The sequence below is a fragment of the Pseudomonas rhizosphaerae genome, from assembly GCF_000761155.1.
In the GTDB taxonomy this organism is placed as follows: domain Bacteria; phylum Pseudomonadota; class Gammaproteobacteria; order Pseudomonadales; family Pseudomonadaceae; genus Aquipseudomonas; species Aquipseudomonas rhizosphaerae.
This window is the reverse complement of the sequence record NZ_CP009533.1, coordinates 2,647,891-2,669,611: the sequence shown is the minus strand read 5'-3', so window position 1 is coordinate 2,669,611 and position 21,721 is coordinate 2,647,891. Positions and strand designations below refer to the sequence as shown.

General features: G+C 63.7%; 17 protein-coding genes and 1 pseudogene. 15 read left to right on the top strand and 3 right to left on the bottom strand.

Features of this window, described 5'->3' with window-relative positions; all coding sequences use genetic code 11:
• Positions 1 to 138 precede the first annotated feature (138 nt).
• The 7 genes from LT40_RS11845 (at position 139) to LT40_RS11815 (ending at position 9,689) form a co-directional block, all read left to right on the top strand.
• On the top strand, positions 139 to 1,962 hold the full coding sequence (locus LT40_RS11845) for an ABC transporter ATP-binding protein (protein ID WP_237749259.1): 1,824 nt from the start codon (positions 139 to 141) through the stop codon (positions 1,960 to 1,962).
• A 317-nt stretch (positions 1,963 to 2,279) separates the two neighbouring features.
• Entirely contained in the window at positions 2,280 to 2,735 is a 456-nt protein-coding gene (locus LT40_RS11840) for an REP-associated tyrosine transposase (RefSeq protein WP_043190289.1), read from the top strand.
• 467 nt (positions 2,736 to 3,202) lie between these two features.
• On the top strand, positions 3,203 to 4,870 hold the full coding sequence (locus LT40_RS11835; RefSeq protein ID WP_084139799.1) for an ABC transporter substrate-binding protein: 1,668 nt from the start codon (positions 3,203 to 3,205) through the stop codon (positions 4,868 to 4,870).
• Positions 4,867 to 5,859, top strand: coding sequence for an ABC transporter permease (locus tag LT40_RS11830; protein ID WP_043190286.1), 993 nt, complete (start codon positions 4,867 to 4,869; stop codon positions 5,857 to 5,859). The genes LT40_RS11835 and LT40_RS11830 overlap by 4 nt, the downstream gene beginning before the upstream one ends.
• Positions 5,856 to 6,719 carry an ABC transporter permease gene (locus LT40_RS11825; protein ID WP_043190284.1) on the top strand — a complete coding sequence of 288 codons (864 nt, stop codon included), beginning with the start codon at positions 5,856 to 5,858 and terminating at the stop codon, positions 6,717 to 6,719. The genes LT40_RS11830 and LT40_RS11825 overlap by 4 nt, the downstream gene beginning before the upstream one ends.
• On the top strand, positions 6,716 to 8,428 hold the full coding sequence (locus tag LT40_RS11820) for a dipeptide ABC transporter ATP-binding protein (RefSeq protein WP_043190282.1): 1,713 nt from the start codon (positions 6,716 to 6,718) through the stop codon (positions 8,426 to 8,428). The genes LT40_RS11825 and LT40_RS11820 overlap by 4 nt, the downstream gene beginning before the upstream one ends.
• 46 nt (positions 8,429 to 8,474) lie before the next feature.
• Positions 8,475 to 9,689, top strand: a complete 1,215-nt coding sequence (locus LT40_RS11815) for an acyl-CoA dehydrogenase family protein (RefSeq protein WP_043190280.1) — start codon at positions 8,475 to 8,477, stop codon at positions 9,687 to 9,689.
• A 159-nt stretch (positions 9,690 to 9,848) separates the two neighbouring features.
• On the opposite strand, the gene LT40_RS11810 is transcribed toward LT40_RS11815, so the two are convergent.
• Entirely contained in the window at positions 9,849 to 10,949 is a 1,101-nt protein-coding gene (locus LT40_RS11810; RefSeq protein ID WP_043190278.1) for a sigma-54 interaction domain-containing protein, read from the bottom strand.
• A 445-nt stretch (positions 10,950 to 11,394) separates the two neighbouring features.
• On the opposite strand from LT40_RS11810, the pseudogene LT40_RS11805 reads away from it, so the two are divergent.
• The 4 genes and pseudogenes from LT40_RS11805 (at position 11,395) to LT40_RS11790 (ending at position 14,149) form a co-directional block, all read left to right on the top strand.
• Positions 11,395 to 12,209: pseudogene (locus LT40_RS11805) on the top strand (energy transducer TonB).
• A gap of 82 nt (positions 12,210 to 12,291) precedes the next feature.
• A complete protein-coding gene (locus LT40_RS11800) occupies positions 12,292 to 13,017 on the top strand; it encodes a MotA/TolQ/ExbB proton channel family protein (protein WP_043190276.1) in 726 nt (241 codons plus the stop codon).
• Between the two features lies 1 nt (position 13,018).
• The gene (locus tag LT40_RS11795) at positions 13,019 to 13,420 is read left to right on the top strand and encodes an ExbD/TolR family protein (RefSeq protein ID WP_043190274.1); all 402 of its coding nucleotides are present in this window, start codon (positions 13,019 to 13,021) and stop codon (positions 13,418 to 13,420) included.
• A 270-nt stretch (positions 13,421 to 13,690) separates the two neighbouring features.
• Positions 13,691 to 14,149 (top strand): metallophosphoesterase family protein, encoded by a 459-nt coding sequence (locus LT40_RS11790; protein ID WP_043190272.1) that lies wholly within the window; start codon positions 13,691 to 13,693, stop codon positions 14,147 to 14,149.
• A gap of 9 nt (positions 14,150 to 14,158) precedes the next feature.
• Here LT40_RS11790 and lldD read toward each other — a convergent pair whose 3' ends face one another.
• Positions 14,159 to 15,292: an FMN-dependent L-lactate dehydrogenase LldD gene (gene lldD, locus LT40_RS11785; protein WP_043190271.1), complete on the bottom strand. Its 1,134-nt coding sequence runs from the start codon at positions 15,290 to 15,292 to the stop codon at positions 14,159 to 14,161.
• Between the two features lie 255 nt (positions 15,293 to 15,547).
• Between lldD and uvsE the strand changes: the two genes are divergently transcribed.
• Both uvsE and LT40_RS11775 read left to right on the top strand, forming a co-directional pair.
• Positions 15,548 to 16,567: a UV DNA damage repair endonuclease UvsE gene (gene uvsE / locus LT40_RS11780; protein WP_043190270.1), complete on the top strand. Its 1,020-nt coding sequence runs from the start codon at positions 15,548 to 15,550 to the stop codon at positions 16,565 to 16,567.
• A 55-nt stretch (positions 16,568 to 16,622) separates the two neighbouring features.
• Entirely contained in the window at positions 16,623 to 19,073 is a 2,451-nt protein-coding gene (locus tag LT40_RS11775; RefSeq protein ID WP_237749258.1) for a glycoside hydrolase family 65 protein, read from the top strand.
• Between the two features lie 24 nt (positions 19,074 to 19,097).
• On the opposite strand, the gene LT40_RS11770 is transcribed toward LT40_RS11775, so the two are convergent.
• Complete coding sequence (locus LT40_RS11770) at positions 19,098 to 19,796, bottom strand: SOS response-associated peptidase (RefSeq protein WP_043190269.1); 699 nt, start codon at positions 19,794 to 19,796, stop codon at positions 19,098 to 19,100.
• A gap of 95 nt (positions 19,797 to 19,891) precedes the next feature.
• Between LT40_RS11770 and LT40_RS11765 the strand changes: the two genes are divergently transcribed.
• Positions 19,892 to 20,320 carry a LexA family protein gene (locus tag LT40_RS11765; protein WP_043190267.1) on the top strand — a complete coding sequence of 143 codons (429 nt, stop codon included), beginning with the start codon at positions 19,892 to 19,894 and terminating at the stop codon, positions 20,318 to 20,320.
• Positions 20,307 to 21,584 (top strand): translesion error-prone DNA polymerase V subunit UmuC, encoded by a 1,278-nt coding sequence (gene umuC, locus LT40_RS11760; RefSeq protein ID WP_043190266.1) that lies wholly within the window; start codon positions 20,307 to 20,309, stop codon positions 21,582 to 21,584. The genes LT40_RS11765 and umuC overlap by 14 nt, the downstream gene beginning before the upstream one ends.
• Positions 21,585 to 21,721: the final 137 nt, after the last annotated feature.

Here is a 21,721-nt window from a genome sequence, read left to right as displayed (position 1 = left end):
CGCTCGCAACACCGGACGCACGGTCCACGCGTTCCTCTGTAGCAGCGGCGCAAGCCGCGTCGGCGGTATACGCGGTGCACCAGTAGAAACGCAACACGCCTGACGCGGCTCGCGCCGCTGACACTTGGAGACTACCGTTTGAAACCCTCGTACAAGGAACGTCAACATGCCCTGCGCAGCTGGAACATCCAGTCGCTGCCGGACACTCCCTTTGCCTTCGCTCGCTTCTTCGTCGACCATTTCCGTGGCTGGTACCTGGCGATCCTGCTGTTGCAGGTGGTGGCGGTGACCTGCACGGTGCTGGTGCCATGGGTACTGGGGCAGATCACCCGCGTGGTCAGCACCGCCAGTGGGGACAACCTCAACTGGCAGACCTTGAGCAAGCCACTGTTGCTGTTCGCCGGCCTGCTGGTGCTCGAAGTGCTGTGTACCCGCGGCGCGACGGGCGCGCATATCCGGGTCTTGCCACTGCAACGGCGCACGGTCACTCACGCGGTGTACGCCTACCTGCAGCGCCACTCCCATCGCTTCGTCAGCAGCGAGTTCGCCGGTGCCCTGGCGCACAAGATCTCCGAAGTCTCCATGGGCGTGGGCCAGGCGCTGGCGCTGTTGCTGTTCGACCTGATTCCGCTGCTGGTCACCCTGACCCTGGCCGTTGCGGTATTGGCCACAGCGTCGGTCTGGCTGGCGCTGTTCATGCTCGGCTGGTCGGTGGCGTTCATCACCGTGTGCTATTTCCTGGCCAAGCGCAGTCATCCGTTGTCCCAGCAATACTCGGCGGCGCGCAGTACCAGCAACGGCAAGGTGGTGGATGCGGTGTCCAACCTGACCAACATCCGCCTGTTCGCCCGGCATTCGTTCGAACATCGCTACCTGGGCGATTACCTGGACCGCGAGCTGAAGGCCGCTGGCCGCTCGTTCGGCTACATGGAGAAGATCCGCTGGTTCCAGTCGATCTGCGGAATGTCACTCAAGGTCGGCATGCTCCTGATCGCCCTGTACCTCTGGCGCCTGGGCAGCATCGACATCGCGACCTTTGTGATGGCCACCAGCTTGTCGCTGTTGATCATCACCGACGTCGCCAACCTGTCGCGGCGCTTCCTGGATTTTTTCGAGGCCACCGGCAACATCGCCAACGGCGTGCGCACCTTGATCCGCCCCCATGAAGTGGTGGACGAGCCCGATGCACAGCCGCTCGCCGCCGTGCGCGGGGCCATCGAGTTTCGTGATGTGAGCTTTGGCTATTCGCCGCAGAAGCCGGTGTTCGAGCACCTGCAGTTGTCCATCCCGGCGGGACAACGGGTTGGCCTGGTCGGTACTTCCGGCTCGGGCAAGTCGTCGCTGCTCAACCTGCTTTTGCGTCTGTACGACGTCAATCAAGGGCAGGTGTTGATCGATGGCCAGGATGTGCGCAGGGTGACCCAGCATTCACTGCATCAGCAGATCGGCCTGATCCCTCAGGAGCCTGGGTTGTTTCACCGCAGCATCGCCGAAAACATCAACTACGGTCGTCTGGATGCCAGCCCCCACGAGCTGGCCCAGGCCATCCACCGCGCCGGTGCGAGCGCGTTCATCGAAGGCATGGACCAGGGCGCCGAGTCGCTGGTGGGTGAACGTGGCGTGAAGCTTTCCGGGGGCCAACGCCAACGCATCGCCATCGCCAGGGTATTGCTCAAGAACGCGCCCATTCTGGTGATGGACGAGGCAACTTCGGCGCTGGACTCGATCACCGAACGGTTCATCCAGGAGAAACTCGACGAAATCATGCAGGACAAGACCGTGATCGTCGTCGCCCACCGGCTGTCGACGGTCGCCCACCTGGACCGCATCCTGGTGTTCGAAGACGGCCGCATCATCGAAGACGGCTCCCACGACGACCTGCTGGCACGTCAAGGCCAGTACTTCCGCCTCTGGAGCCGCCAGGCCCAGAACCCGTACGACGAGGAGCTGGCGTTGGCGTAGTCTGTGGAAACGCCTTAAGCAGGCCAGGCCCCTTCGCGGGCAGAGACCCGCTCCCACAGAGACGAAACTCCCCTGCACCCATGTGGGAGCGGGGCGGGCGGCGAGCCCTCTGCCCGCGAAAGCGTCCTCGGCCACGACACATCCAGTAGCCATTACCTTGCATCCCACAGCCATACCCTATGCATCGCGCCCAGCCCATGTGGGAGCGGGTCTCTGCCCGCGAAAGCGTCCTCGGCCACGACACATCTAGTGATTATCAACTCGTTCCCGAGCATCACTAACCTTATACATTCCTGGTTTTCTTCAAAGAGCCTGGCATGCCGAACTACACCTCGAAAAGCCTGCGTTTTGGCCGATATTCCGAGCCTGGACGTCCGTACCTTCTCACCACCGTCGTGCTCGCACGCCAGCCTGTTTTCCTCGACTGGTCATTGGGTCGGCACGTTGTCACCGAACTGCGGCGGGCACAGGCCAGTGGGCGTGTAACCTCGCTGGCATGGGTACTGATGCCCGACCACTTGCACTGGCTGATCGAGTTGCACTCCAGCTCGCTGGCGAACGTTATCCGCGAGGTGAAATCTCGCTCTGCGAGGTCTTTCAACCGGCACACCGGCCGTACCGGACCACTCTGGCAAACGAGTTTCCATGACCGCGCATTGCGGCGCGAAGAGAGCGTCGTGGCCGCTGCGCGGTATGTGGTGGCCAATCCGTTGCGCGCTGGACTCGTTAAGCGTTTGGGCGACTATCCGCTCTGGGATGCTGTGTGGGTCTGAGTAAACGTGGCAGGCAGGCCAGGCCCCTTCGCGGGCAGAGACCCGCTCCCACATTGGTATGAGTACGCCCTACCTAGGTGGAAAAGGCCAGGCCCTTTCGCGGGCAGAGACCCGCTCCCACATTGGTATGAGTACGCCCTGCCTAGGTGGAAAAGGCTAGGCTCTTTCGCGGGCAGAGGGTTCGCCGCCCGCCCTGATCTCACAGGACGAAACTCATCCGCAGCACTGTGGGAGCGGGTCTCTGCCCGCGAATACGGTTTTCGATTCACCGATAAAACCGGATCTGCAACACAGAGAAAGCTTCTCCCCAACAACTGTCCGCCAGCCAACACCCTTTCAACAAACTGCCCCGCCAGTTCATCCAGCAAAACCCGCAAAGCCCCGAAACAGCGAGGCGGGGCGGTCGGCATGGCTTGTGCAATCACCCCTTGTGAGCTTCAGCATCGACACAAGGCGCAGCCCGACCCATGCCAGACATTCATCCGCGTTCCTCTGCAACACCCCACGGCGGTATCGCCTGGGCCAGTTTGTTGGCCGTCAGCTTGCTGCTAAGCGGTTGCGACAACAATCCCACCGCTGCGGCACGCACGGACACCCCGGTCAGCGGCGGCACGCTCATCTATGCCACCGACCGCGAACCGACCTGCCTGGACCCGCACGTGGCCGGCGACATGCCGCAAGTGTTTCTCGCCCAGCAAGTCCTCGACTCGCTGGTGTCGATGGACGCCGACGGACGTATCGGACCCTGGCTGGCAAAAAGCTGGGACATTTCGCCCGATGGCCTGACCTACACCTTCCACCTGCGCGACGACGTGCGCTTCACCGATGGCACGCCGTTCAACGCCGCCGCGGTCAAGGCCAACCTCGACCACATGGCCAACCCCAAGACCCAATCGAGCACCGCCGGCGGCTACATCCGTCAGTACCAGCGCACCGATGTGCTCGACACCTATACCGCTCAGGTGCACCTGGCTACACCCTACGCGGCGTTTCTGGAAGTGCTGGCCCAGGGCTTCCTCGGTATCGAATCGCCCCGAGCGCTGCTGCGTCCGCGCGACGTCAACTGCGAAAGCCCGGTCGGCACCGGCCCGTTCAAGGTGGCGCGCTGGGACCGGCAAAGCCAGGTGGTGCTCGAACGCAACCCGCACTACAACTCGGCGCCGCCCACGGCCCAGCATCAGGGGCCTGCGTATCTGGATCGCATCGTCTGGAAGTTCATTCAGGAGCCTTCCGTGCGGTTCGCGTCACTGCAGGCCGGTGAAGTGGACGTGATCGAAGTCCTGCCGCCCGAATCCCACGAAGCGGCACGCCGCAACCCGGACCTGCAACTGATCATTGCCCAGCGCCCCGGCAACCCTACCAACGGCACGCTGAATATCCGCCGCGCGCCGTTCAACGATATCAAGGTGCGTGAAGCCTTCGTGCGCAGCGCCGACATCGACGGTGCCTTGAAAAGCGTCTACTTCGGCGAGTTTCCTCGCGCCGGTGGTCCGTTGAGCAAAGCCACCCGCTTCTACAGCCCCGACTTCGAACACGCCCAGGATTACGACCCGGCGCGCGCCGCCCAACTGCTTGACGAGGCCGGCTGGACCGGCCGTGACGAGGAGGGCTATCGCCTCAAGGACGGCAAGCGCCTGCAGGTGACAGTGGTGCTGGGCAATCGCACACCGCCGTCGGAATTCACCCTGTGGGAGCAGGTGCAGGCCACCACGCGGCAAGCTGGCATCGAGCTAATCATGGAGCAGATGAGCGACGTCCAGGCGACCAAGCGCCAGGCCGATTGGGACTACGACATCCGCGTCGGCTACTGGAACACCAACACCGCCGACGTGCTGCGGATCATCTTCAGCAGCGCGTTCATCCAGCCTGCTGGGGTGGGCGGCTATCACCAGAACACCGCAGGCTTCAGCGATCCACAGTTCGACGAGCTGGTGCAACGGGCCCTGGCCACGCAGGACCCCAGCCAACGCCAGGCGTTGTACCACCAGGCGCAGGCCGTAGCCTCCAGCCAGTATCTGCAACTGACCACCTACCCGCAGAGCACCCGGTTGGGCATCTACAAAACGACCCAGGGGGTTCGTCTGGAAACCTCGCTGGCGGTGACCTACCTTTATGACGCCTGGGTGAACAAATGACCACGACACCTGTAACTGTTTCGTCGCCGGACCCCCGCCGCCAGCGCTTGATTCGCCTGGGCCGCCGCGCCGCCGTGCGCCTGGGCGGAGGGCTGCTGGTGTTGTGGGCCGTCGCCACGCTGACCTTCTTCGCCCTGCGCCTGATGCCGGGCGATCCGGTACAGGCCATCCTGGGTGGACCCAGCGGCAACCCGACCCCCGAGACCGTCGCCGAGGTCACCCGCGAGTACGGCCTGGATCGGCCCCTGGCGGTCCAGTACGGGCTGTACCTGGTGCGCCTGGTGCAGGGCGACCTGGGGGTTTCCTATTCCCAACACATGCCGGTTACGCGGGTACTGGCCGAGCAGGCCGGGCCGACCCTGGAGCTGACCTTGAGCGCACTGGTGCTGGCCTGGCTGCTGGTGCTGGCCTTGACCGTGTTCACCGCTGGCCGCCGCAGCTGGGTCGGGCGCCTGGCGTCCCTGGCTGAAACCCTGTGCGCGGCCCTACCGCATTTCTGGCTGGGCATCGTGCTGCTGGCGGTGTTCGCCTTCGGCCTGCGCCTGTTTCCACCGGCGGGCAGCGACGGCTGGCGGACCTTGGTGCTGCCGACGGTCGCGCTGGCAGTGCCGCTGGCCGGCTTCATTGGCCAGGTGACCCGCGAATCACTGGAACTGACCCTGGACCAGCCCTTCGTGCTGACCGCGCGCACCCGTGGCCTGAGCGACGCGGCGGTGCGCTTCAAACACGCGCTGCGGCATGCCGTGCTCCCCGGTGTGTCGCTGTCCGGCTGGGCAATCGGCGCGCTGATCAGCGGCGCCGTGGTGATCGAAGTGATCTTTTCCCGCAGGGGCCTGGGCCGTCAGTTGTATCAAGCGGTGCAGCTGCAGGACTTGCCGTTGACCATCGGCATCAGCCTGGTGGTCGCGGCCGGGTATGTGCTGGCCAACATTCTGGTCGACCTGGTGTACCAGTGGATCGACCCACGGCAGAAGGAAACCCTGGCATGAGCGATCTGATTCTGGAAAGCCCGGCGTTACCGCTGCGCACTCAACGTCGACCCCGTCGGATCCGTCTAGGCGCGAGCCTGGCGATCGGTTTCCTGACGCTGGTGATCGTGGCCGCGGTGGCACCGCAGCTGTTCGCGCACGGCGACCCGCTGGCCATCGTTCCGCGCGACGCCTTTCATCCGCCCGGTTGGGCACACTGGTTCGGCACCGATCAATCGGGTCGCGACATCTACTCACGGGTGATCCACGGCGCGCGCCTGTCGCTGTTCGTCGGTTTGGCGGCGACGGCGCTGGCGATGAGCATCGCCATTGTTCTCGGCCTGCTCGGCGGCCTGGGAGGGCTGCGCACCGACCGCGGTGTGGGCTGGTTGCTGGAAGTCCTGTTCGCCTTTCCCAGCCTGGTTCTGGCGTTGCTGTTCGTGGCCATCTTCGGCAGTGGCATCGGCCCGCTGATCATCGCCACTGGCCTGGGCGCCGCGCCGGGGTATGCGCGGATGGTCCGCGGGCAGGTGCTGGCGGTGCGCAACGCCGGTTACATCGAAGCGGCGCGCGCCCTGGGCCACCCCACGCGACGCATCATCTGGCGACAGCTGCTGCCCAACGCCATGCGCCCGCTGATCGTCACTCTGACCATGGGTGTGGGGCAGGCCATCGTCTGGGCCTCGGCGCTGAGCTTCCTCGGCCTGGGCGCGCGGCCGCCCACGCCGGAGTGGGGCACCATGCTGTCCATGGGTCGCGACTTCATTGCCAACGCCTGGTGGCTGACGTTTTTTCCGGGGTTGTTCATCGTACTCACCACCTTGTCGACCACCGTCGCCGGTCGCTATCTGCAACAACGCCTGGAGGGCCGCCTGACATGAGCCACAAGACGCTGATCGTCGAAGGCCTGAGCGTGGAGTTCGCCGGGCAACGCGTGGTGCGCAACCTGTCGTTCACCTTGGAGCCGGGCAAGACCCTGGCCTTGGTCGGCGAGTCCGGCTCGGGCAAGAGCGTCACTGCGCGCAGCCTGATCGGCCTGGCCGGAGAGGGTGCACAAGTGCGTGCACGGCGCCTGCAATACGGTGATCTCGACCTGCTCGCCTTGAGCGACCGCCAGTGGCGTCGAGTGCGCGGCAAGGACATCGGTTTCGTGCTGCAGGACGCCCTGGTTTCGCTCGACCCGCTGCGGCCGGTCGGCAAGGAAATCCTCGAAGTGCTGCGGACCCATGGTTGGGGCGACCGTGCTTCCCGTGCCGCGCGCGTGCTGCAATTGCTGGAACGGGTCGGGGTGCCGGAACCGGCCCTGCGCGCCCGGCAGCGCTCGGGCGAATTGTCCGGCGGATTGCGTCAGCGTGCGTTGATCGCCAGCGCGCTGGCCCTGGATCCGGGCCTGGTGATCGCCGACGAGCCGACCACCGCACTGGACGCCACCGTGCAGGCGCAGATTCTCGGCGTATTGCAGGAAATCAAAGCCCAGGGCAGTTCGTTGTTGATCATCAGTCACGATCTGGCGGTGGTCGCGCAACTGGCCGACGAGGTGCTGGTGTTGCAGCACGGTGAAGTGGTGGAGCAGGGCAGCATGCACCAGGTGCTGACCGCGCCGCGCCATCCCTACACCCGCAGCCTGCTCGATGCGGTTCCGGCCGAGCATGAACGTGGTACCCGGCTCAGCCCAGGTCAACGCACCGCCACGCTCGCCCGCGCACCACGGCTCGATCAGCCCGTGCTGTTGCACGCCCGTGGCCTGGGCAAGCGCTATGTCGGGCCTGATCAGCAGGTGCGCCAGGTGGTCGACGGTGTCGATTTCGAACTGCGCGCCGGCCAGACCCTGGGCATCGTCGGTGAATCCGGTTCGGGCAAGACCACTGTGGCGCGTATGGCCCTGGGACTGCTCGAGACGGACGACGGGCAAGTGTGCTTTCTCGATCAACCCTGGAACGGCAGCGCCAATACACGGGTCGCCGAAAGCCAGCGTCGGGCGTTGCGGCGCGACATCAGCGTGATCTATCAGGACCCGCTCAGTTCGTTCGACCCGCGCTGGAGCGTCGGGCAGATTCTAGCCGATGCGCTGGACGTGGCCGGCATTGCGCCGCCCGAACAGGCGCCACGCATTCGCAGTTTGCTGCAGCAGGTGCGTTTGCCTGCCGAGTTGGCGGCGCGGCGGCCCCTGCAACTCTCCGGTGGCCAGCGCCAGCGGGTGGCGATTGCCCGGGCCATTGCCAGCAACCCTAAGGTCATCGTCTGCGACGAGCCGGTATCGGCACTGGATGTCTCGGTCCAGGCCCAGGTGCTGGACTTGCTCGCCGACCTGCAAGCCGAACTGGGCCTGGCTTACCTGTTCATTTCCCACGACCTGGGCGTCATCCGTCATGTCAGCGACGAGGTGCTGGTGATGCGCCATGGTCAGGTGGTCGAGCGCGCGCCGGTCGAGCAGTTGTTCGAGTCGCCGCAGCACCCGTACACCCAACGCCTGCTCGGTGCCGTGCCACGCCTGCCCAGCGCTGGCGTGCCGTTGCAGGTACCGCCCCTGGAGCCGGAAAACGCCGTGCTGCTGTTCGACGAATCCCGCTTGTGGAAGATCGCCATTTGAAGGCGTTTCGCTGCTCTTTCCACCTTTTTACAGACAGGAACACTTCATGACTCACGCTGCTGCAGTGCCTTCTCTACCTAAAACCCGGCTCACCGTAGAACAGCTGCTGGAACGGGCCGAGCAATTGCTTCCTGTGATCGCTGCCGGCGCCGCCGCGCGCGAGCGCGAGCGCCAACTACCCTTTGAGGCCGTCGCACAGATTGCGGCCGCGTCGCTCTACACCCTGCGCATTCCCACCCGCTATGGCGGCCCTGGCGGTTCGGTGAAGGACGTCATTGGCCTGCTGGTGCGCATTGCGTCGGTGGATTCCAATGTCGCCCAGGCCTTGCGCCCCGGCTTCGGTTTCATCGAGGGGCTGTTGGTGTCCCGCGCCGAAGGCGCCGAGCAGGAGCGTCAGCTCTGGTTCGCCCGTTACCTGCAAGGCGCGGTGCTGGGCAACGCCGGTTGGGAAGTCGGCGGTGCCAACGGTGCCATCAGCGCCCGCATCGTGCGCGAAGGTGATCACTACCGGGCCAACGGCAGCAAGTTCTACAGCACCGGCTCGCTGTACGCCGACTGGATCAGCGCGGTGGCGCTGGACGAACACGACCAGCCGCTGTCGTTCATCCTGCCCCGCGACCGCGAAGGGCTGGTGCTGCTGGATGATTTCGACGCCATGGGCCAACGCCTCACGGCCAGTGGCACGACGCGGCTGGACAACGTGCAGGTCTATGCCCACGAGGTCCGCACGCGCACGGTGGAGGAGGGCAAGCGCACACTGGTGACGCCATTCCTGCAGGTGTTCCTGGCGTCGGTGCAGGCCGGAATCGCCCGCAATGCGTTGAACGACGCGGTGGCGTTCGCACGCCATCATGCCCGTCCGATCAAGCACAGCAGCGCCGAGCAATCGGTGGATGATCCCTATGTAGCGTTGAGCGTGGGCGATATCTCGGCGCGTGCCTACACCGCGGAAGCGGTGGTGCTCAAGGCCGCCGAAGCGATCGATCGCGCCTGGGCCGCTGGGCTCGATCCGGCGGCTGTGGACGAGGCCGCGATCGAAGTGGCGCAGGCGCAATACATCGCCGCCGAATGTGCGCTCAAGGCGGCGGAACGGGTGTTCGATGTGGGCGGCGCCTCCACGACCGGGCGCGGCCATAACCTGGACCGGCACTGGCGCAACGCCCGCACCGTAGCCAATCACAACCCCCGCGACTGGAAAGCCGCAGCAGTGGGCACCTGGCAGCTCAAGGGCACCCCGCCCCCGACCTCCGGCCTTTTTTGAGTGTATACAAACCCCCCCTGTGGGAGCGGGTCTCTGCCCGCGAAGAATCCACCGCGGTATTCCTGAACCACCGCAGCGATTTCTTCGCGGGCAGAGACCCGCTCCCACAAGTTCGCGTCTGCCCAGTCATCCACTTATCACACGGTCCCTACAAAACCCTCAGATCGACAACCGGAGAGCCCGCACCTCTGGTTGATCCGCCACCGAGCGCCTTTTGTTCACCGCCAGCTCGCCCATCTTGATCAGCCGCGTGCGGGTCACGTTGCGGCTCAGGCCGAGCAGGTTGGCGGTGTGCACCTGGTTGCAATGGCTGAACCGATAGGCCGAACGCAGCAGGGCATCCTCGACCTTCTCGTGCAGGTCGCCGACCTGCTCGTCGAACAGCCGTTGGAACAGCCGATCCAGTGAAGCCTCCACCGAATCGTCCACCGCCGGACTGTCATCGGCGCGCTCGATGCGCATGTTCGACAGGCGCAGGTCATCGCGCTCGATCACGCCGTTGCGGCAGATCAGCAAGGTGTGATGAATGACGTTTTCCAGTTCGCGAATGTTGCCCGGCCAGCTGTAGTGACGCAGCTTGTGCTCGGCGTCGGCCGACAGCGTGGCGCGTTCGTAACCCAGGCGTTTGCAATACACCTCGAGGAAGTGCCGGGTCAGCGGAATGATATCGCCAGGCCGTTCGCGCAGCGGCACCAGTTCCAGACTGACCACATCCAGCCGGTAATAGAGGTCTTCGCGGAAATGGCCGGCATTGATCGCCTTCTCCAGCAAGACATTGGTTGCAGCCAGTACTCGCACATTGATCGGAATGCTCTTGCGCGAACCCAGGCGTACCACTTCGCGCTCCTGCAGCACGCGCAGCAGCTTGACCTGAATGGGCATCGGCAGGTCGCCGATCTCATCGAGAAACAAGGTGCCGCCGTTGGCTTCCTCGAACCACCCGGCCTTGGCCGCCAGGGCACCGGTGAAGGCGCCTTTTTCATGGCCGAACAGTTCGGCTTCCACCAGTGACTCGGAAAATGCCCCGCAGTTGACGGCCACGAACGGCTTGTTGCGCCGTGCGCTGAGGTTGTGGATATGACGCGCGACCAGCTCCTTGCCGGTGCCGGTTTCGCCGATGATCAGCACACTGGCTTCGCTGGGTGCGACCTGTTCGAGATGGGCCAGCAACGCCTTGGATTTCGGGTCTTCGAACACCTGGGCAGTGGCACGGATGGAGGTAGCGAGGGCGGGCGATGGGGGGAGTGTCAAAAGCTGCATGGCGGCGCCTTCAAGATGCGGAGGAAAAAATGAATCGAGCGGTGAGACACGGAATGAAGGCGATACTAATGGATATAAAAAACGATCGTTAAATACCTAATGAGCATTAGCTTATGTCGTGTTGCATAACGAGTGCGCGCGCAGCAGTGTCGTAAATCACTCCTTGGTCTGTTTTTGCAAACGCTGCAACTCGATAATTTGCCTAGGGAAATTCGCGACACCGCACCTTGTGTAGTGTTGCCTGCGCAACAGTCAAGTTGGCGAAGTGTTCACAGGCAAACAGCAATTTCAGCTCAGTCGATCACCGACTTGCCCTTATGCCGGATTGAAAGCTTGGAATAACAAACAATTACTTTTCGAACTAGCAGAGTTTGAACATCATTCGCCCGCCGAAGAGGCCGATTGGACTCGCCCCTTCATGTTTACCCGTCAACAGGAGCAACTGATGAACAACCTGAAGGCCGCTCTGGAGGTGCGGTGGCAACCGGTACCCGGCGAATTGCTCGACCTGGGCCGGGTGTTCCGCCAGCCCTTGGGCGAGCTGCGCCTGCAACGTGCGCCGAAGCGGATTCTCGGTCGCCGCGAAGCTGCACTGCTGGGCGTGTTTGCGCTGGTACTGCATGGCGCGGTCATTTACTGGATCAGCCAGGCACCGGCGCCCGTGCTGCCCGTGGTGCCCCCGGAAATTCCGCCGATGACGATCGAATTCGCGCAACCGGCACCGCCACCCGTAGCAGAGACGCCACCACCGCCGCCCGAGCCGGTCGCACCGGTTGTGGAGCCACCACCGCCCATCGAGGATGAACTGGCGGCCAAGCCAGCGCCGCCGCCACCACCCAAACCCAAGCCTGTGGTCAAGCAGCAGGCACCCAAGCCTGTGCCCAAACCCGTAGTGCAACCGCCTGCGCCACCGCAACCCGTGGCATTACCGACGCCGCCAACACCCCCGCGCCACCGGCACCGCCTGCGCCGCAACCGGTGACACCGGCTTCGGCCAATGCCGGCTACCTGCACAATCCAGCGCCCGAATATCCTGCCCTGGCCATGCGTCGCAACTGGGAAGGGAGCGTGCTGTTGCGGGTTCACGTGCTAGCCAGCGGCAAGCCCAGTGAAATCCAGGTCCAGACCAGCAGCGGTCGCAGTCAGCTTGATGACGCCGCACTGGCAGCAGTGAAACGCTGGAGCTTCGTTCCGGCCAAACGCGGTGCCGACCCGGTCGACGGCTGGGTCAGCGTGCCGATCGATTTCAAATTGCGCTGATCGACTTTTTTACTGCATGAAGCGGGCTACCTGACAAAAGGCGCATCGCACTACCTAACGCCTTGCTACAGAGAGCCTCACCATGAATCTTCTGACAGAATCTCCCTTCACCTCCGTCGAGCACTCGGTCATCTGGCTGCTCATCCTGTTTTCCGTTGCCACTTGGGGGCTCGCGCTGCTCAAAGGCCTGCAGTTCGCTCGGCTCAAAGGGCAGGATCGCAAGTTTCACAAGCAGTTCTGGGCGGCCTCGAGCCTGGATTCGGCCGCCCATCTGGCCCAGGAACAACCCGGTGCAGCGGCTCGGGTCGCGCAGTCGGGCTACGCGGCCATCCAGGTCAACGACCAGGCGCAAACCGATTTGAGCCAGTCGATCAATCATCAGGATCGCCTCGAACGCGCCCTGCGCCAGCAGATCGTGCGTGAGCGACGCTCATTGGAAACGGGGCTGGCGGTGCTGGCCAGTATCGGCAGTACCTCGCCTTTCATCGGCCTGTTCGGGACGGTCTGGGGGATCATGTCGGCCCTCAAGGGCATCAGCGCGGCCGGCTCGGCCAGCCTGGAAACCGTAGCCGGGCCAATCGGCGCGGCGCTGGTGGCCACTGGTGTGGGGATCGCCGTCGCGGTGCCAGCGGTGCTGGTCTACAACTATTTCCTGCGTCGCCTGAAGCTGACCGCAGCTGACCTCGACGATTTCGCCCACGACTTCTATAGCCTGGCGCAGAAGCATTCCTTTCGTGTCCTGCAACATCCGGCGCTGACTCGCAGCGGTGCTGCGGCTTCGGGCCACAAAGTGAAGGAGGCGTCCTGACATGGCCTTTTCCACTCAAGACACGGACGAGGTGCTCAGCGAGATCAACGTGACGCCTCTGGTAGACGTCATGCTGGTGCTGCTGGTGGTGTTCATCGTCACCGCGCCGTTGCTGACCAATTCGATCCCGATCAACCTGCCCAAGACCGAAGCGGTGGCACCTGCCGAGCAGAAGGACCCGCTGGTGGTGAGCATCGACGAGCAAGGCAAGCTGTTCATCAACAAGGACGAAATCCAGCCGGACCTGCTTCAGACCAACCTGCAAAGCGCCAGGCAGAAAGACCCCGATGTGCGCGTACAACTGCAGGCCGATGACGGCGTCAACTACGGCGAAGTAGCCCGCGCCATGGCCTCCATCGAAAAGGCAGGCATCACCAAACTGGCGGTGATCACCGCCAAGTAGCAGCCGATTTGATGTGAGAACGGGCCGCCCGCGAAGGCAGCGATGCGGAGTCACTTCGCGGGCAGAGACCCGCTCCCACAAAATTCACTCCCACACTGTGGGAGCGGGCTCTGCCCGCGAAGGCTTCACCGCACACTACCTGAAACACTGCGGTGTTCTTAACGCAAGCAGCCCGCGACCATACATGGACGCCGATCCAATGTGGCAGCATGGAACCCACCCCTGTGCGAGGCAGTCCAGATCTGCACCACGCACACAGGGAACCACGCCGTGAAAGTAGGCATCATTTCCGACACCCATGGCCTGCTGCGGCCTGAAGCCGTGGCAGCGCTCCAGGGCTGCGAACGGATCATTCACGCCGGTGACATCGGCAAGGGTGACATCGTCCAGCACGTGTCTGCCATCGCTCCGGTGCAGGTGGTTTCGGGCAACAACGATGTCGGCATGCCATGGGCCGATTCGGTGGCGGACGTGCTGCATTTCGACCTCGAAGGCTGGCCCACCTTGCTGGTCCACGACATCGCCGACGTACCGGCCGCCTTGCGCAGCGACACGCGCCTGGTCATCACCGGCCACTCGCACAAGCCACTGATCCAGTGGCGCCGCGACTGCCTCTACATCAACCCCGGCAGTGCAGGCCGCCGCCGTTTCAAGCTGCCGGTTACGCTGGTCTTGCTCGACGTCCAGCCTAAAGCCCTGCAACCAGAATTGATTCACCTGGTGCCCTGAAACCGCCGCTCAACGCACCAGCGAATCCGAACCGATCTCGCTGATGGACTTGGCTCCGGTCAACACCATGGCCACGCGCATCTCTTTCTCGATCAACCCCAGCAGGTTGCTGACGCCTGCGCCGCCGGCCACCGCCAAGGCGTAGATGAATGCCCGCCCCAGCAGCACCGTGTCGGAGCCAAGGGCGATCATGCGCACCACATCCAGCCCGCTGCGTATACCCGAATCGGCCAGTATCGCCAGATCGCCCTTCACCGCGTCGGCAATCGCCGGCAAGGCTCGAGCACTGGACAACACACCATCGAGCTGACGCCCGCCATGGTTGGACACCACGATGCCATCGGCACCGAAACTCACCGCGTCGCGCGCATCCTGGGGGTCGAGGATGCCCTTGATGATCATCGGCCCATCCCAGAACTCACGAATCCATTCCAGGTCTTTCCAGGAAATCGACGGATCGAAATTGTTGCCCAGCCAGCCGATGTAGTCGGCCAGCCCGGTAGGGTTGCCACGGTAGGTGGAGATATTGCCCAGATCATGGGGACGACCGTGCAGGCCCACGTCCCAGGCCCAGGCCGGATGGGTCACGGCCTGCCACATGCGCCGCATCGGCCCGTTGGCGCCGCTCATGCCCGAATGCGCATCCCGGTAGCGAGCACCGGGCACCGGCATGTCCACGGTGAAAATCAGCGTCTTCACGCCGGCAGCGCGGGCGCGCTCTAAGGCGTTCTTCATGAAGCCACGGTCCTTGAGCACGTACAGCTGGAACCACATCGGCCGGGAAATCGCCGGAGCAACTTCCTCGATCGGGCAGACCGACACCGTCGACAGCGTGAACGGAATACCCTTGGCATCTGCCGCCTTGGCCGCCTGCACCTCCCCGCGACGGGCGAACATGCCGCACAGTCCGATGGGTGCCAGTGCCACCGGCATGGCCAAGGTCTCGCCAAACAGCTGCGTTTCCAGATTCAACTCGGACATGTTGCGCAGCACCCGTTGGCGCAGGGCGATGTCGGCCAGGTCGCTGACATTGCGCCGCAGCGTATGCTCGGCGTAGGCGCCGCCGTCGATGTAGTGGAACAGAAAAGGCGGCAGGCGACGTTGTGCAGCCGCGCGGTAATCGGTGGACGCTGAAATGATCATGGGCGCGCCATCTCCCGGACGTGGAGGGCAGCGAGGGCCAGGCGTTTCGTCGGCATGGGTGTAGTCCCTGATTGTTGTTGGAGGTCTGCCATGAGGGTGCTTGAATTGGTAAGACCAATTTACAATGCGCGGGCTACAGATTAAGAGTCGGGCAGGGGGTCTGTCAATTTGGCCAGTTGCGCAGGCCTGCTGCGAGAGGATTGCACGCTGCGGTTGTCTATCGGCTATCTATCTGAACGCCTGGCCTTCATCCCAATGATCACTCCCCGCATCGGCTTCGCCTGCCAATACCGACACTCGATTCGTGCCCTGACCCTTGCCGAGCTGAAGCTCATCGAGGGTGCCTACAACCCGCGGACCACTACCTTGCGCTGGATGAACAGCGTCGCCACCCAGGTGGCGCACGAGAAACTGCAAGAGGTCATCACCCATAATCTGCAGGCCCAAATGCAGTTGCTCGACTACGTGGCCCAACTGCCCGAAGCCATGCGCATGCTGCGCCTGAGCAGCGACCTGCTACCGTTTTACAGCCACCCTCAGGTTGCGGCTTTCTACCAGGAGCCCGAGCGTCAGGCGTGGCTGGCCGAGCGTTTCGCGGCCATGGGGCAATTGGCGCGCGATTCCGGCATCCGCCTGTCTTTTCACCCCGGGCAATTTTGCGTGCTGGGCTCGGACAAACCACCCGTGGTGGAGAACAGCCTGGCGGAGTTCGAGTACCACGCCGACATGATCCGCATGATGGGCTACGGTGTGCAGTTCCAGGATTTCAAATGCAACGTGCACATCGCCGGTCGTCTGGGCGCCGAAGGCACCCGCGCGATCTGGCCGCGCCTGTCGCAGGTGGCGCGAAACTGCATCACCTTCGAGAACGAAGAAAAAACCTACGGCGTCGACGACTGCCTGCAACTCGCCGACCTGGCACCCGTGGTGCTCGACATTCACCACTGCTGGATCAACGAGAACGACTACATCGCCATGGACGACCCTCGCGTAGATCGCATCGTCGACAGCTGGCGCGGCGTGCGGCCGGTCATGCATTACTCCCAGCCCCAGGAGCGCCTGCAGGAACTGGGTTTCACCGCCGAGCAGAAACTGGAAATGGACGCGCTGCTGCAAGTGGTTTCCAAGCGCGATCTCTACGGCCACAGCGAGCTGATGTGGAACCACTGGACCAACGTCTACGCGCTGCAGTTTCTCGAGCGCTTCGACATCATGTTCGAGGCCAAGCACAAGAATCAGGCAACCTTGGAGTTCTACCGGCGTTACATGATGTAACCACTGCGCACCCCCCAGGAGGCCGAACCCAGAGCGGCTGCATGGGTCTGCATTGATGACTATCGACGGTTGCACACTCGAGGAATTCTTGCATGACGCCCACGCCCGTTACCGCTCTTTGCCTGCCGCACGCTTGCGAGTCACGCCGATGACGGATCGATCGACGCATTCGCTGGCCTTCGACCATTTCGAGCTCAACGACGAACAACGCCGCGAAGCGCTGTTCACCTTGGCCAACGGGGTGATCTCGTGGCGTGCCTGCTCGCCCGAAGCCTGCGCCGTGCCGCGCCCGCAAGGGCATTACCCTGGCCTGTACCGGGCCGGCTGGTACGACGATGCCGCACGCCAGGTCAACGGCACCATCACCCACACTGCGGCGCTGGTGAACCTGCCCGACCCCTTTGGTCTGACCTTTTCGCTGGACGACCAGCCGTGGTTCGAGCTTCGCGACGACACCCTGCACACCTATCGCCAACAGGTCGACATGCAGCGTGGTGTACTGACCCGCAGGCTGTCGTTCGTGCTGGCTGGAACACCAGTGGAGTTGGTGGAAACCCGCTTCGTCAGCCTGGCCAATGCACAACTGGCGGTGCTGCGCTGGGAGCTGCACGCGCACAAGGCGCTGACGGGCCTGCGCGTACGTGCAACGCTGGACAACAGCCGCGGCAACTTCTTGATCGAGCGTGACCGCGACTACGAGGGGCGCCGTTTGCGCAGCCACCGTTGGGAGCACCTGCCCGATGGCCGGGCAGGGGTAGTGGCAACGCTGGAAGACACTTCGCGCAAGGTGGCGGTGGCAGTGCAGACCTGCGCGCCTTGCCAATGGCAGGGCCAGGTGGCGGATGATCGCCTGGTGCAGGACGGCGTCGTGGAATGGCCCGAGCAGGGCCCGCTGGTGCTGGAAAAGCGTGTCATCGTGCAGGTCGACGACGAATTCTACGGACTGTCCAGCAGCATGGCGGCGCTGCCCAACGCCACCTACGTCGAATTGCTGGCTGCCCATGAACAGGCCTGGAAGGACACTTGGGAGTACGGGCGCATTCGCGTCGCCGATCCGGCGGTCGATCATCCGCTGCAGTTCGCCGGCTGGCATATCCAACAAACCGTTTCCCCATTGAGCATGCGCCATGACCTCGGGTTTCCCGCCCGAGGCTGGCAAGAAGGCTACTTCGGCCAGGTGTTCTGGGACGAGCTGTTTGCTTTTCCACTGTTCGCCACGCACCGTCCGGAGCTGGCCAGTTCACTGCTCGACTACCGCCACACACGCCTGCCGGCCGCGCGGCGTCGAGCGGCCCGATTGGGCTACGGCGGTGCCATGTTTCCCTGGCGCAGCGCCCACGACGGCGAAGAGCAGACCCAGCCGTTCCAGTACTACCCGCTTTCCGGCCACTGGGTGCCCGACCCGACGCACTTGCAGCGCCACATCGGCTCGGCCGTGGCCTACGACGCCTGGACGCTCTACCTGGCCACCGGCGACGAGCAGCAACTGGCCGGCAAGATCGGTGACCTGATCATCGAAGTCGCGCGTTATTGGGCCAGTGCGGCCCGTTACGACGAATCCCGGCAGCGCTATGTCATCGAAGGCGTGATCGGTCCCGATGAGTACCACAACGCCTACCCCCATGCCGAGCAGCCGGGCCTGGACAACAACGCCTACACCAACCTCATGGCAGTGTGGACACTGTGCCGCGCGCTGGACGTGCTGCAACGGTTGCCCACGGCGCTGCGCGAGGATCTGGTCGAGCGCTTGGCGCTGCGCCCCGACGAGGCCTCGCACTGGGAGCATGTCAGCCGCAACATGTTCCTGCCGTTCACCGCCGATGGCGTGCTCGACCAGTTCGAAGGCTTCGACCGCCTGCAGCCCGCGCCGGACGAGTGGAAGCGCGAAGACAATCCGCGCCTGGACTGGATGCTCGAAGCCCGGGGCGATCACTGCGACCACTATCAGGTGAGCAAGCAGGCCGACACCTTGATGCTCTTCTACCTGCTGTCACAGGACCAGTTGCAGGCGCTGTTCGACCGCTTGCGCTATCCGTTCGACGGCGACATTGCGCGGCGGACCATGGACTATCACCTGGGCCACGTCTTCCACGAATCCAGCCTGTCGAAAACCGTCTGCGCCGGTGCGCTGGCCCATACCGACAGCGATGCTTCGTGGATGTACTACCAGCATTGCCTGCGCACGGATCTGGACGCCAAGTCCGACAGCGGCGTGCGCGAGGGCGTGCACCTGGCGGCCATGTCCGGCGCGCTGGACGTGATGCAGCGGCATTACCTGGGCGTGTGTCCAGCCGTGGAAGGGTTGCGAGTGTTCCCGGCGCCACCGCCCGGCCTTGGCGATGTCTGCCTGGCCGTGCAGTTTCACGGGCAGTGGGTGGACGTGACGCGGATCGATGACGTGATCACCGTGCACTTGCGGGCGTTGTCGAGCCAGCCGATCACGCTGATTCATGCGCTGGGCACAGAACGGTTGGAGCCTGGATCTTCGGTGAACGTCAGCGGTTAGGTTCAACCGGCAGCGGGTGCTGGTTCAGGACGCCTCATCGACGGGCGCAATCAATTCGGCACCTTGATTGCGCACATTGCCAACCGCCTTGCTCACTGGGTGCCATCGAAAGTCGGCCACCGGCCGGCCTTCGTGCTGGGCGATTTCGATGCTGCGTTCGGGGCTCAGGCCGGTTTCCAGCCATTCCTGCGCCTGCTCTGGCGCCAGCACCACCGGGCGGCGGTCATGGATATCGACCATGCCCTCGTTGCTGGCGTCGGTGATGATCACGAACCCGTCCCCTTCACCGGGCTCAAGCCCCGGCGTGACCTGGGCGAGGGCGGCGAAGAACATCGGCTTGTCGTCCGCAAGATGAATGAACCAGGGTTGTTTCTTCTTCGGGTCATCGGCGTCCTTGACCCACTCATACCAGCCGTTGGCCGGTATCAGCACGCGCCCATTGGGCCACAGCTGCTTGAAGAACTTTCCGGTCGCGACCGTCTCGACCCGCGCGTTGATCGGGGCAGGGCGCTTGCCCTGGGCCCAGAACGGCGCCCAGCCCCACTTCACCGAATCGATCGACAGGCCCTGCTCGGTGCCCTGCAACACCATGGCCCGCTGCGTCGGCGCGATGTTGTAGCGCGCCTGCGGCTGCGGGTCGACATAACTGATGACCTGCTGACGCGGGGCCAATTCACGCAGATAGACGTCCATCGCTTCGTACATCGAGTAGCGACCACACATGGTGTTCTCCGTCAGATTGTCGCGGTCTCTTGTTGACCTCCAAGGTCGTACAAAGTTAACTGTATATTCGTACAGTATCAATACTAGGCAATCCCATGATCACCATTCTCGGCCCACTCGCTCAGGGCAGCACCGCGCATCCACTGTATTCGTTCAAGGTGCCGGCCGGTTTCCCCTCGCCGGCGGCCGACCACATTGAACAGCGCATTTCGCTGGACGAGCTGCTGGAGATCCGCGCGCCGCACATTTACCTGGTGCGCATCCAGGGCGACAGCATGCAGGGCGCCGGGATTTTCTGTGGTGATCTGGTGATCGTGGACCGCTCGATCGAGGCCGAGCATGGCCATGTCGTCATCGCCGCAGTAAACAGCGAACCGGTGTGCAAGCGCCTGCACAAGCGCGGTCGCGAGGTGATCCTCAAATCGGCCAACCGCGATTACCCGCCGCGCTACATCATGGAGGGCGACGAGCTGTTGATCTGGGGCGTAGTGACCTTCAGCGTACGTGCCCATGAAAAAGAATGAGCCGGTCTTCGCCCTGATCGATTGCAACAGCTTCTACGCCAGTTGCGAACGGGTGTTTCGCCCGGACCTGGCGAAGACGCCGATCGTGGTGCTGTCCAACAACGATGGCTGCGTGATCGCCCGGTCGGCCGAGGCCAAGGCACTGGTGAAGATGGCCTCGCCGTATTTCCAGATCAAGGACCTGCTGCGCGAGCACGGCATCGTGGCATTCTCTTCCAACTACGCCTTGTACGGCGACATCAGCGAAAGGGTGATGTGCATCATCGAGTCCATGGTGCCTGCCCTTGAGGTGTACAGCATCGACGAAGCGTTCGCCGACCTCACCGGTATGCATCAGGACCTCGACGCACTGGGCCGCGACATTCGCGAGAAGGTCTACCAGCGCACTGGCATACCGGTGGGGGTCGGCATTGCCGGCACCAAGACCTTGGCCAAGCTGGCCAACCACGCCGCGAAGAAATGGCACAAGCAGTTGGGCGGAGTGCTGGACCTGCGCGAAGCCGGTCGCCGCGATCGCCTGTTGAAGGTCACCCCGGTGAGCGATGTCTGGGGCATCGGGCGCAAGATGAGCGCCCACCTGCAAGGCATGAACATCGCCACCGCCTGGGACCTGAGCTGCGCCGATCCGGCCCTGTTGCGCAGCCGCTTCAGCGTGGTGATCGAGAAGACCGCCCGCGAGCTGGGCGGCACGCCGTGCCTGGCGCTCGAAGATCCCGATCCACCCAAGCAGGAAATCTGCTGCAGCCGCATGTTCGGCAAGCGCCTGACCGAAATCGCGCCGATTCGCGAAGCCGTCGCCAGCTATGTAATGCGGGCCTCGGAAAAGCTGCGGGCGCAGCATTCGCTGTGTCGCCAGCTGCGTGTGAGCATTCGCACCGGCATGCTCAACCCGCTGGAAGCCAAGTACGCCAATGGCGTAGTGGTACAACTGCCGTACCCCACCGACGATGTGCGCTTGCTGACCAAGGCAGCGGTGCAGGGCCTGGAATTCATCTTTCGCAGCGGCTTCACCTACAGCAAGGCCGAAATACTCCTGCTGGGCCTGTGCCAGCGCGGCGAGTTCACCGACGACCTCTTCGCCAGCGCCCAACCCGCCGCTGCCGAGCGCCTGATGCAGGTGCTCGACGCGGTCAACGGTCGCTGGGGCAGGGGGACATTGCGGCCGGCGGCGGTGCCGACCGATCCGGACTGGGGCATGCGTCGGGAGATGATGAGCCAGAGTTATACGACGCAGATTGAGCAGTTGTGGACGGTCAAGGGGTGAGCGTCCCATCGTCGGGGCCTAGCATGGGCACATCCTTATCGCTGCGATGAGCAGCGAGCTCATGTGAAAACGGCTGCACGAACGCAGTCGCAAAGTGGCTTATTACTATTTTGTAGGCTTGGTGGTCGCAGAAACCG

Bases quoted from the DNA above. Each gene is read 5' to 3' on its own strand.
- LT40_RS11815 (WP_043190280.1), top strand. From the start codon at position 8,475: ATGACTCACGCTGCTGCAGTGCCTTCTCTACCTAAAACCCGGCTCACC.
- LT40_RS11820 (WP_043190282.1), top strand. From the start codon at position 6,716: ATGAGCCACAAGACGCTGATCGTCGAAGGCCTGAGCGTGGAGTTCGCC.
- LT40_RS11770 (WP_043190269.1), bottom strand. From the start codon at position 19,796: ATGTGTGGTCGCTACTCGATGTACGAAGCGATGGACGTCTATCTGCGT.
- lldD (WP_043190271.1), bottom strand. From the start codon at position 15,292: ATGATCATTTCAGCGTCCACCGATTACCGCGCGGCTGCACAACGTCGC.
- LT40_RS11810 (WP_043190278.1), bottom strand. From the start codon at position 10,949: ATGCAGCTTTTGACACTCCCCCCATCGCCCGCCCTCGCTACCTCCATC.
- uvsE (WP_043190270.1), top strand. From the start codon at position 15,548: ATGATCACTCCCCGCATCGGCTTCGCCTGCCAATACCGACACTCGATT.
- LT40_RS11765 (WP_043190267.1), top strand. From the start codon at position 19,892: ATGATCACCATTCTCGGCCCACTCGCTCAGGGCAGCACCGCGCATCCA.
- umuC (WP_043190266.1), top strand. From the start codon at position 20,307: ATGAAAAAGAATGAGCCGGTCTTCGCCCTGATCGATTGCAACAGCTTC.
- LT40_RS11830 (WP_043190286.1), top strand. From the start codon at position 4,867: ATGACCACGACACCTGTAACTGTTTCGTCGCCGGACCCCCGCCGCCAG.
- LT40_RS11825 (WP_043190284.1), top strand. From the start codon at position 5,856: ATGAGCGATCTGATTCTGGAAAGCCCGGCGTTACCGCTGCGCACTCAA.
- LT40_RS11840 (WP_043190289.1), top strand. From the start codon at position 2,280: ATGCCGAACTACACCTCGAAAAGCCTGCGTTTTGGCCGATATTCCGAG.
- LT40_RS11795 (WP_043190274.1), top strand. From the start codon at position 13,019: ATGGCCTTTTCCACTCAAGACACGGACGAGGTGCTCAGCGAGATCAAC.
- LT40_RS11800 (WP_043190276.1), top strand. From the start codon at position 12,292: ATGAATCTTCTGACAGAATCTCCCTTCACCTCCGTCGAGCACTCGGTC.
- LT40_RS11775 (WP_237749258.1), top strand. From the start codon at position 16,623: ATGACTATCGACGGTTGCACACTCGAGGAATTCTTGCATGACGCCCAC.
- LT40_RS11835 (WP_084139799.1), top strand. From the start codon at position 3,203: ATGCCAGACATTCATCCGCGTTCCTCTGCAACACCCCACGGCGGTATC.